This window comes from Geminicoccus flavidas, assembly GCF_009806515.1.
Taxonomy (GTDB): domain Bacteria; phylum Pseudomonadota; class Alphaproteobacteria; order Geminicoccales; family Geminicoccaceae; genus Geminicoccus; species Geminicoccus flavidus.
The window spans coordinates 1-8,252 of record NZ_WUJP01000277.1; the positions used below are offsets into that span (position 1 = coordinate 1).

The 8,252-nt window shown below is 69.9% G+C and carries 11 protein-coding genes and 1 pseudogene; 6 read left to right on the top strand and 6 right to left on the bottom strand.

Annotated elements, in window-relative coordinates; genetic code table 11:
* Together EQG76_RS07670 and EQG76_RS07675 are read left to right on the top strand one after the other, a co-directional pair.
* A pseudogene (locus EQG76_RS07670) lies at window positions 1-286 on the top strand (ferredoxin); the annotation flags it as partial.
* A 37-nt stretch (window positions 287-323) separates the two neighbouring features.
* Window positions 324-1,268 carry a dimethyl sulfoxide reductase anchor subunit family protein gene (locus tag EQG76_RS07675; protein ID WP_159712094.1) on the top strand — a complete coding sequence of 315 codons (945 nt, stop codon included), beginning with the start codon at window positions 324-326 and terminating at the stop codon, window positions 1,266-1,268.
* A 336-nt stretch (window positions 1,269-1,604) separates the two neighbouring features.
* Here EQG76_RS07675 and EQG76_RS07680 read toward each other — a convergent pair whose 3' ends face one another.
* The gene (locus tag EQG76_RS07680; protein ID WP_159712096.1) at window positions 1,605-2,252 is read right to left on the bottom strand and encodes a MarC family protein; all 648 of its coding nucleotides are present in this window, start codon (window positions 2,250-2,252) and stop codon (window positions 1,605-1,607) included.
* Between the two features lie 17 nt (window positions 2,253-2,269).
* Entirely contained in the window at window positions 2,270-3,022 is a 753-nt protein-coding gene (locus EQG76_RS07685) for an SDR family NAD(P)-dependent oxidoreductase (RefSeq protein ID WP_159712098.1), read from the bottom strand.
* A gap of 178 nt (window positions 3,023-3,200) precedes the next feature.
* On the opposite strand from EQG76_RS07685, the gene EQG76_RS07690 reads away from it, so the two are divergent.
* Window positions 3,201-3,584, top strand: a complete 384-nt coding sequence (locus EQG76_RS07690) for a hypothetical protein (RefSeq protein ID WP_159712100.1) — start codon at window positions 3,201-3,203, stop codon at window positions 3,582-3,584.
* 10 nt (window positions 3,585-3,594) lie between these two features.
* On the opposite strand, the gene EQG76_RS07695 is transcribed toward EQG76_RS07690, so the two are convergent.
* A complete protein-coding gene (locus tag EQG76_RS07695; RefSeq protein ID WP_159712102.1) occupies window positions 3,595-4,236 on the bottom strand; it encodes a thermonuclease family protein in 642 nt (213 codons plus the stop codon).
* Window positions 4,237-4,370: 134 nt separating this feature from the next.
* Window positions 4,371-4,985: a pyridoxamine 5'-phosphate oxidase family protein gene (locus EQG76_RS07700; RefSeq protein ID WP_159712104.1), complete on the bottom strand. Its 615-nt coding sequence runs from the start codon at window positions 4,983-4,985 to the stop codon at window positions 4,371-4,373.
* 167 nt (window positions 4,986-5,152) lie between these two features.
* On the opposite strand from EQG76_RS07700, the gene EQG76_RS07705 reads away from it, so the two are divergent.
* Entirely contained in the window at window positions 5,153-5,590 is a 438-nt protein-coding gene (locus tag EQG76_RS07705; RefSeq protein WP_159712106.1) for a CBS domain-containing protein, read from the top strand.
* A 34-nt stretch (window positions 5,591-5,624) separates the two neighbouring features.
* Here EQG76_RS07705 and EQG76_RS07710 read toward each other — a convergent pair whose 3' ends face one another.
* Window positions 5,625-6,290, bottom strand: coding sequence for an OmpA family protein (locus EQG76_RS07710; protein ID WP_235031250.1), 666 nt, complete (start codon window positions 6,288-6,290; stop codon window positions 5,625-5,627).
* Between the two features lie 177 nt (window positions 6,291-6,467).
* Between EQG76_RS07710 and EQG76_RS07715 the strand changes: the two genes are divergently transcribed.
* Entirely contained in the window at window positions 6,468-6,980 is a 513-nt protein-coding gene (locus tag EQG76_RS07715) for a cupin domain-containing protein (RefSeq protein WP_159712110.1), read from the top strand.
* Window positions 6,981-6,990: 10 nt separating this feature from the next.
* Here the strand turns inward: EQG76_RS07715 and EQG76_RS07720 are convergent, their stop codons facing one another.
* The gene (locus EQG76_RS07720) at window positions 6,991-7,140 is read right to left on the bottom strand and encodes a hypothetical protein (protein WP_159712112.1); all 150 of its coding nucleotides are present in this window, start codon (window positions 7,138-7,140) and stop codon (window positions 6,991-6,993) included.
* Window positions 7,141-7,190: 50 nt separating this feature from the next.
* Between EQG76_RS07720 and EQG76_RS07725 the strand changes: the two genes are divergently transcribed.
* The gene (locus tag EQG76_RS07725) at window positions 7,191-8,072 is read left to right on the top strand and encodes a GNAT family N-acetyltransferase (RefSeq protein WP_159712114.1); all 882 of its coding nucleotides are present in this window, start codon (window positions 7,191-7,193) and stop codon (window positions 8,070-8,072) included.
* Window positions 8,073-8,252: the final 180 nt, after the last annotated feature.

Here is an 8,252-nt window from a genome sequence, read left to right on the forward strand (position 1 = left end):
CGGCGCTGCCGACCTGCCGGAATCGGAGCGCGAGCCCGCCTGCGTGCGCACCTGCCCCGCCACGGCGCGCCATTTCGGCGACCTCGCCGATCCGGGCAGCAAGGTGAGCCGGCTGGTGGCCGAGCGCGGCGGCTTCGACCTGATGGCCGAGCTCGGCTACCGGCCGACCAACAAGTACCTGCCGCCGCGGCCGGGCCGGCGCGGCGAGGGCCGAGCGGACGCTGCGTTGGAGGATGCCTCGCCGAACGGCGGCTTCCTCGGCTGGCTGGACAAGGTCCTTTCCTGATGGTGCTGGCAGTCTACCTGGCCGGGATGCGCTGAAGATGCAGCCGGCTCCCTCCCTCCTGCTGTTCTCCACCCTGTCCGGGGCGGGCTACGGGCTTCTGTTCGTCCTGGCGCTGGCCGCGCTGCTGGGGATCGTGCCGCCGGCGCCGCTCCCGGGCCTGCTGGGCCTGGGCACCGCGCTCGCCCTGGTCACCGCGGGCCTGCTGGCCTCGCTCGGTCATCTGCGCCGCAAGGAGCGGGCTTGGCGGGCGATCAGCCAGTGGCGCTCCTCCTGGTTGTCGCGGGAAGGTGTCGCCGCCCTTCTGACCTTCCTGCCGGCAAGTCTGCTCGCCCTGTTCTGGGTGCTGGCCGGCCGGGCGCCCTGGCCGCTGGCGCTGCTGGCAGCGGCGGGCGCGGCCGCGACCGTGGTCTGCACCGGGATGATCTACCAGTCGCTGCCGCCGATCCCGCGCTGGCACCAGTCAACCACCACGCCCGTCTATCTCTGCCTGGCGCTGGCGACCGGTTCGGTGCTGGCGGCACTGCTGGCAGGGCCATGGGTAGAGCCGGCGACCCGGGCCTTCCATCTCCTGGCCCTGCTCGCCCTGCCGCTCGCCTGGGCGGTCAAGTGGTGGTGGTGGCGCTCGGGCGACTCGGCGGCACCTTCCGCCACGATCGGCAGCGCCACCGGGCTCGCCGGGTTCGGCAAGGTCCGGCTCCTGGAGCCGCCGCATACCAGTTCCAACTATCTGATGAAGGAGATGGGCTTCCGCGTCGCGCGCAAGCACGCTGCCAAGCTGCGGCAGATCGCGCTGGTGCTGGGGCTGGCGGTGCCATGGCTGCTGATCCTGGCGGCGGCCTGGGCACCCAGCCCATGGTTCGCCGTGCTGCTCACCGCGCTTGCCGCCGCGGCGACCCTGACCGGCACGCTCGTCGAGCGCTGGCTGTTCTTCGCCGAGGCGAAGCACACGATGAGCCTGTATTACGGCGAACAGGCCGCCTGAAAACGCCCGGCGGCGTCCCGGCCGTGCCTGGGGAAGAGAAACGTACGGGTGGCTGCCAAATCAGGCTCGACTGAAAATGCGGGCGATGCGCCTCGCCACCCGTACGTCCGATCAACACATGCCGACTTATTGCCTGAACATGCCTGCGCCCCTTGAGCGCACAACCATCTGCCGGGGCCGCTTACCACCCCTTTGAACATGCTCTCCGAAGATGACGCATCGCTGTCTATTTATGGACGGATAATCGCAGCAACATTAAAGAAAGGCAATATTAAACGGCGGTCCAAGCAGGGCGACGGCGGTACGCTGATGCAGCGCTGCAACGCTTAGGGCGGCTCAGATGCCGAACGCGCGCTTGATCCCGTCGATGATGAACTGCACCGCCAGTGCCGAGAGCAGCAGCCCGAGCAGCCGGGAGAACACGCTGATCAGGGTCGGGCCCAGGAACCGCCCGAGCCGGCTGGCCAGGAACAGGGAGATCGCCACCACCAGTAGCGTGACGAGCAGGGCCGCCATCACCGCCGCCTGGTGCGGCCATGAGCCGGCCCGGCTGCCCATGTGCAGGATCACCGTGGTGATGGCGCCGGGTCCGGCCAGCAGCGGCACCGCCATCGGGAAGACGGAGATGTCGGCGACCGAATGCCCCTCCGTGCGCTCGTCCGCGAGGTGGTCGGCGGTGTTCTCGCGGCGCTGGCTGCGTCGCTCGAACACCATCTCAAGCGCTACGAGCAGCAGCAGGATGCCGCCGGCGATGCGGAAGGCAGGGATGCCGATCCCGATCGAGCGCAAGAGGTTCTCGCCGACCAGCGCGAACGCGACCAGCACGCAGGCGGCGACGACGACCGCCTTGAGCGCCATCCGCTGACGCTGCTCCCGGTCGGCGTTGCGGGTCAGTGCGATGAAGATCGGCACCAGCCCGAGCGGGTCGATGATCACCAGGAAGGCGACCAGCGCCGTGGCGAAGGTCGCAAGCGGCTCGGGCATGGCGGCCGTGCGGCCGGTCAGTAGGTGGTGCGGCCGCCGGACAGGTCGAACGTGGCGCCCGTGGTGAAGCTGTTCTCCGCTGACACCAGCCAGGCGACCATCGCCGCCGCCTCGCTCGTCTCCACGAACCGGCCGCGCGGCACCTTGGACAGCATGTACTTCACCTGCTCCTCGGTGATCTGGTCGAGGATCCGGGTCTTGGCCGGCGACGGGGTGAGCGCATTAACCGCGATGTCGTAGCCGGCCAGCTCCTTGCCCAGCGACTTGGTGAGCGCGATCACCCCGGCCTTGGCGGCGCTGTACGGTGCCGCGTTCGGATTGCCTTCCTTGCCGGCCACCGAGGCGACATTCACGATCCGGCCGTAGTTCTGCTGGATCATCAGCGGCACCACGCAGCGGCAGCACCAGAACACGCCGGTGAGGTCGACATCGATCACCTGGCGCAGGGCGTCGACTGGATACTCCCACAGCGGTGCCGCCGGCCCGGCTATCCCGGCATTGTTGACCAGGATGTCGATCCCACCCAGCGCCTCGACGCTGGCCTTGGTCACGGCCTCGACCGATTCCAGCGAGGTCTGGTCGATGCAGGCGCCATGTACTTTCCCGCGCCCGTGGAGGTCATGGATGGTGAGCTGCAGGGCGTTGTCATCGCGGTCCCAGATCGAGACGGCAGCACCACTGTCCAGCAGGCGCTCGACCACCGCGCGGCCGATGCCCTGGGCACCGCCGGTGACGACGGCACGGCGGCCAGCGAGGTCGATCCGGTTCATCGAGCGCTACTCCTTGTAGATGAGCTTCGGCCATCTTTAGGGAGTGGCGGCATTGCCGCAAGCGTCGCCATCGCGCCCGCCCTCCCGCCAGCGGCCCACCCGTCGGAGGACAGGCATCTTGTCGCAACGCGCTCGCCTCCTCTAATTGGGCCGGATGCAGCGGTCCGGGCAGGTGAGCATGGTCAGCGCGGTTCCTCTCCTGATCCTGGTGGTCGGGGCCTACAACTTCATGGTGCTCACCGGCGCAGGGGTCGAGTGGGACTTGCTCCGGTTCTTCCTGCCCTCCGGCGCGCTCTTGGCGCTGCAGTTCGGCGACCTGCTGGTCATGGTCGGCATCATCCTGCTCTATCTGGAGATCTGGAAGAGCCTGCGGGTCGACCGGCGCCCGTTCTTCGACCGGGCCCTGTCGATGGGCCTGCTCGCCATCGTCCTGATCGAGTTCCTCCTGCTCGACCGGTTCGGCACCAGCACCTATGCGCTGATCCTGATCCTGTGCCTGATGGACGTGATCGCCGGGTTCACCGTTTCCGCCACCAAGCACCGCGTCCCTGACCTGCACTAGCAGCCCCCGTTCAGCCCGTCGGGCGGCACATCGCCTCGCAGGGCACGCCGTCGCCGTCGCCATCCAGGCGTCCGGGGCCGCAGCGGCCGACCCAGGCTAAGGCTTCCGCGCAGGACGCGAAGGCGGTACAGCGCGGGGCCGGGCTGCACGCGTCGCGGCTGGCGGGGCTGGCGGCACCGGCTGCCATCGGCCGGCCCTGGGCGCGCCAGCGCCAGGGCGGCAGTGGATGCGGATCCGCCCACACGCCTAGGCGCTCGCTGCGGGCCTGCTGCTGGGCCTGGCGCAGCACTGGCCCGTCATCATAGCGGGTGAACTGCCAAGCATGGCCGGCGCGGACCAGGATGGTGCCAACGTCACGGCCGGCCAGCTCCACTCGCGCCACGACCCGGCCGTAGCGATCCCGCCCCTCGGGGAGCACCTCGACGCTTCTGCCTGCCACCAGCTCGGCCAGGGCCTGACCGGCCTCCGTGCTGCCCGGCTGGCCGCGCTCCGGCGCGTCGATGCCGGACAGGCGCACGGTGAGCATCCGGCGATCGACGCGGACCTGGATGGTGTCGCCGTCGACGACGCGCTCCACCAGGGCAGGCCACGCCCAAGCCGGCATGACGACCAGGCACAGGAGCAGCGCCGACAGGACGGTGCGCAGCTGCATGTTCGGCTCGAGGCGTTGTTCGTTTCCGCCTGAACCTTACCGGAGGCCCACGGCAGCGCCAGCCGGGCCGGGCCTGCTGGATTATGGCTTTGTTAACTTCCGGCTCCGCGTTCCGACAGTCGACGCCGGCTCCGTCAGTAGAGTTCCGTGCGGTAGTTCTCGTCGATCGCGACATCGGCGGCCGCCGCATCCACGCCGGTCACCTGGTCGGCGATGATCCGGCCGAGCGACGGGAACTCGCGGCGGTTCTGCTGCGCGTCAGGTTTCCACAGCCTGGAGCGGATGAACGCCTTGGCGCAGTGCATGAATACTTCCTCGACCTCGACCACCAGGGCGGACAAGGCCGGCTTGCCATCCACCGCCAAGCTGGACAGCAGCTCCGGATCCCGGCTGACCCTGGCACGGCCATTGACCCGCAGCGTGTCGTCGAAGCCGGGGACGATGAACAAGAGGGCCACGTTGGGCTGGCTCGCCACGTTGGCCAGCGAATCGATGCGGCGGTTGCCGGGCCGGTCGGGCAATGCCAGCGTCCGCTCGTCGAGCACCCGCACGAAGCCCGGCGGGTCGCCACGCGGGCTGACATCCTGGCGGCCTTGCGCATCGGCCGTGCCGAGCACGACGAAGGGCGACCGGGCGATGAACGCCCGCGCATGCCCGTCGAGCCGCGGCATGACCTTGTCGCGCGCCAGAACCGACGGCTCGCCATAGCAGTCCCGGACATCCTCCAGGGTCAGTGCGTCCTCGCTCATCGATACCCCCCTAATGTCCCTCGGAAATATCTCGCCATGGAGCCGCGCGGCAGCGCAAGCGGGAACCCTCCGGTCCGGGCGGATGACCGGCAAATCACTTGTCGTCGGACGGCGGCCACGATCAAACTGCTTCCAGCCAGATCAGGAAGCCGAGGAAGGACCGTCCGATGAACGTCGATTCGATCCTGGCAGGCAAGGGACGCGAGGTCCGTACGATCCGTCCGGGTGCCACAGTGGCCGATGCCATCCAGCGCATGCACAAGGAGCGGGTCGGCGCGCTAGTGGTCTCGGAGGATGGGAGCCGCATCGACGGGATCATCTCGGATCGCGGCATCATGGATGCGATAGCCGTCCGCGGCCTGGGCGTCACGGAGGTGGCGATCACCGAAGTGATGGCCAAGGAAGTGTTCACCTGCGTGGCCCAGGACGAGGTCAGCTCGATCATGGCGGTGATGACCAACCGGCGGATCCGTCACCTGCCGGTGGTCGACGAGGAGGGCCGGCTGGCCGGCATCATCAGCATCGGCGACGTGGTCAAGCACCGGATCGACGAGATCCAGTTCGAGGCCGAGGCGATGCGCGAATATATCGTGGGAGGGCGCTGAGCCCTCAATCGGCAGCCGGGCGCCGTCAGGGCGGCTAGCCGCCCTGCACCAGGATCTCGACGCGGCGGTTCATCTGCCGGCCGGCCGCGGTCGCGTTGTCGCCGATCGGGTCGGCCTTGCCGCGGCCCTGCGCGGTGAGCCGGCCTGCCGCCACGCTGTCATTGATCAGCGCGGTGCGCACCGCTTCCGCCCTACGCTTGGACAGGTCGAGATTGTAGCTCTCCGACCCGGTGCTGTCGGTGTAGCCGGTGATGGTCGCCGTGGACTCCGGGTAGCCGTTCAGCACGTCGGCGATCTTGCGCAGCGTCGTCTGGTAGCCCGGCTGGAGCACGGCGCTGTCGAACGGGAACATCACCTCGGACGGCATCACCAGCTTCAGCGCGTCCTGGCGGACCCGCTGGATCTCGATCTGTCGCGACTGGGTTTCCCGGGCGAGCTCCTTGCGGAACTGCTGCTCCTGGCTGTCGAACATGTAGCCGATGCCGCCGCCGACCACCGCACCGATGGCAGCACCGATCGCGGTGCCCTCGCCCTTGACGCCTTTATGGCCCAGGATGTTGCCGAGCACGCCGCCCACCACCGCGCCAGCCACGGCACCGGTCGCGGTCTTGCCCCCCGGCTGTGCCGGCCCGTCCGGGCCGCTCGCACATCCGGTCAGCGCGATCGTCGTCGCGATTGCTCCGAGCGCCAGGATCCGCACCCTCAAGCCTCCGTATCTCGCCGGCTGTCAGCGCCGTCGCACCCGGGTCTCGTCCCGCCGACGCATCAGCGCGCTACTAGCGGTTCTCGCGGGAAACAGCCAGAGGAACCGGAAGCGCCGCCAGCGGCTTTGCCAGAACGTCCCGATCGCAGAACGTCCCGACAAGGAGCTGCGCACATGGCCCCGTACTGCAGCCAGGCCCTCAGGTTCGAGGATGCCGGTGGCGTGCCGAACAATCCGCACCTGCCGCTGATCTGGTGGCAGGGCGCGCTCCAGCCCGACGCGGGACCCGCAGCGTTCGAGGCCCGGTTCGCGCAGAACGGCTGGGGCCGATCCTGGCGCAACGGGATCTTCGACTACCCGCACTTCCACACCAACAACCACGAGGTGCTGGGCATCGCGCGCGGCCGCGTCCGGGTACGCCTGGGCGGCGACACCGGCACGGAGGTCGAGCTCACCGCCGGCGATGTCGTGCTCATCCCCGCCGGCGTGGGCCACCAGAACCTGGGCGCATCCGGCGACCTGCTGGTGGTGGGCGCCTACCCACCGGGCGAGGAGGTGGACCTGGTGCGGGATGCCAGCGGCGACGAGGCGGCGCGCGCGCGGATCGCGGCGGTGCCGCTGCCGGCGACCGATCCCTTAGACGGCCCGGATGGCGAGCTCATGCGCCACTGGCGGGTCCGCCCCTGAGCAGCCCTGCTCACGGCCATGCCAGCCAGACCAGGAGATCCAGGCAGAGGCCGAGCAGGAGCACCGGCAGCCCGGCATAGAGCATGATCGTCACCACCCCGAACCAGGTCAGCCGCGGGGCGGGATAGCGGCGGTCGATGGCGGGCTTGCGCTGCGGCATGACGCAGACTTATCAACCCCTGCGTGATAGTTCTACCAGCTTCATCACGCGTGAGTGCAGAACGCGCCTGGGACGGGCTGGTGCGCCCGTGCGGGCGCGTGCCCCTGCCCCAATCATTCGCCTATGGCGAGGCGCTGGCCGGGCTCGGCCGCCGCGTGGCGCGACTGGCGGGACCGGGCGGCGCGGTGGTCGCCCAGGCCGCTTGCCGTTGGATCGGGGCGCTTCCGCTGGTCCTGGTCAGCCGCGGTCCGCTCTCCGTTCCCGGGCAGGATGCTGCCGCGGCGGCATGGGATCTGGCCCGCGCGGTGCGGGAGCAGTTCGGGCGTGGCCTACTGCTGTGGAGCCCGCCCCGGCCGCCGCAGTCCTGCCGCCTGCCAGTGGTGACGGGCCACGCGACCTGCTGGATTGATCTGGCGCCGTCGCCCGCCGTCCTGCGCGCGGCCCTGGACGGCAAGTGGCGCAACCAGCTCCTGCGGGCCGAGGCGCAGTGCCTGGTGGTCCGGGAGCGGCACCACGGGCCCGAATTGGCCTGGCTGGCCGCCCGGCACCGGCAGCATCGGCGGGAGGTCGGCTTCCGGGCGCTTCCCTTGTCCTTCCTCGAGCGCATCGCCGCGCACAGCCCGGGCTGCCGAGACCGGCTGGTACTGGTGGCGCTGGCGGGCGGGCAGCCGGTGGCGGGGATCTGGCTGCAGATCCACCACGGTTCCGCCACCTATCTGATCGGCTATGCCGATCGGGAGGGCCGCCGGCTGGATGCCATGCGCCTCCTGCTCTGGCGAGGCATGCTGGCCCTGCAGGAGCGCGGGGTCCGCTGGCTGGACCTGGGCGGGATCGCCACCGACCGGGCCCCGGGCCTGACCCGGTTCAAGCTCGGCATGGGCGGGAGCGTGTCGGTGGAGGCCGGGACCTATTTCCGCCCGCTGCTCCGCTGACGACCGAGGTAGCGCCTGCCCAGCAAAAGCGAAAGGGCCCGCGGCATGGCCGCGGGCCCTTCCCTTTGGCACCACCGGACAGGCCGATGGTGCCGCGAACTCGACCGGTGGAACCGATCAGAAGTCCATGTCGCCCATGCCGCCGCCGGGGCCGCCGGCCGGCATCGGGGCGTCCTTCTT

Excerpts from the sequence above, each read along its gene's own strand:
- EQG76_RS07685 (WP_159712098.1), bottom strand. The coding sequence starts at position 3,022 with ATGAACCGGATCGACCTCGCTGGCCGCCGTGCCGTCGTCACCGGCGGT.
- EQG76_RS07705 (WP_159712106.1), top strand. The coding sequence starts at position 5,153 with ATGAACGTCGATTCGATCCTGGCAGGCAAGGGACGCGAGGTCCGTACG.
- EQG76_RS07715 (WP_159712110.1), top strand. The coding sequence starts at position 6,468 with ATGGCCCCGTACTGCAGCCAGGCCCTCAGGTTCGAGGATGCCGGTGGC.
- EQG76_RS07690 (WP_159712100.1), top strand. The coding sequence starts at position 3,201 with ATGGTCAGCGCGGTTCCTCTCCTGATCCTGGTGGTCGGGGCCTACAAC.
- EQG76_RS07680 (WP_159712096.1), bottom strand. The coding sequence starts at position 2,252 with ATGCCCGAGCCGCTTGCGACCTTCGCCACGGCGCTGGTCGCCTTCCTG.
- EQG76_RS07695 (WP_159712102.1), bottom strand. The coding sequence starts at position 4,236 with ATGCAGCTGCGCACCGTCCTGTCGGCGCTGCTCCTGTGCCTGGTCGTC.
- EQG76_RS07720 (WP_159712112.1), bottom strand. The coding sequence starts at position 7,140 with ATGCCGCAGCGCAAGCCCGCCATCGACCGCCGCTATCCCGCCCCGCGG.
- EQG76_RS07700 (WP_159712104.1), bottom strand. The coding sequence starts at position 4,985 with ATGAGCGAGGACGCACTGACCCTGGAGGATGTCCGGGACTGCTATGGC.
- EQG76_RS07675 (WP_159712094.1), top strand. The coding sequence starts at position 324 with ATGCAGCCGGCTCCCTCCCTCCTGCTGTTCTCCACCCTGTCCGGGGCG.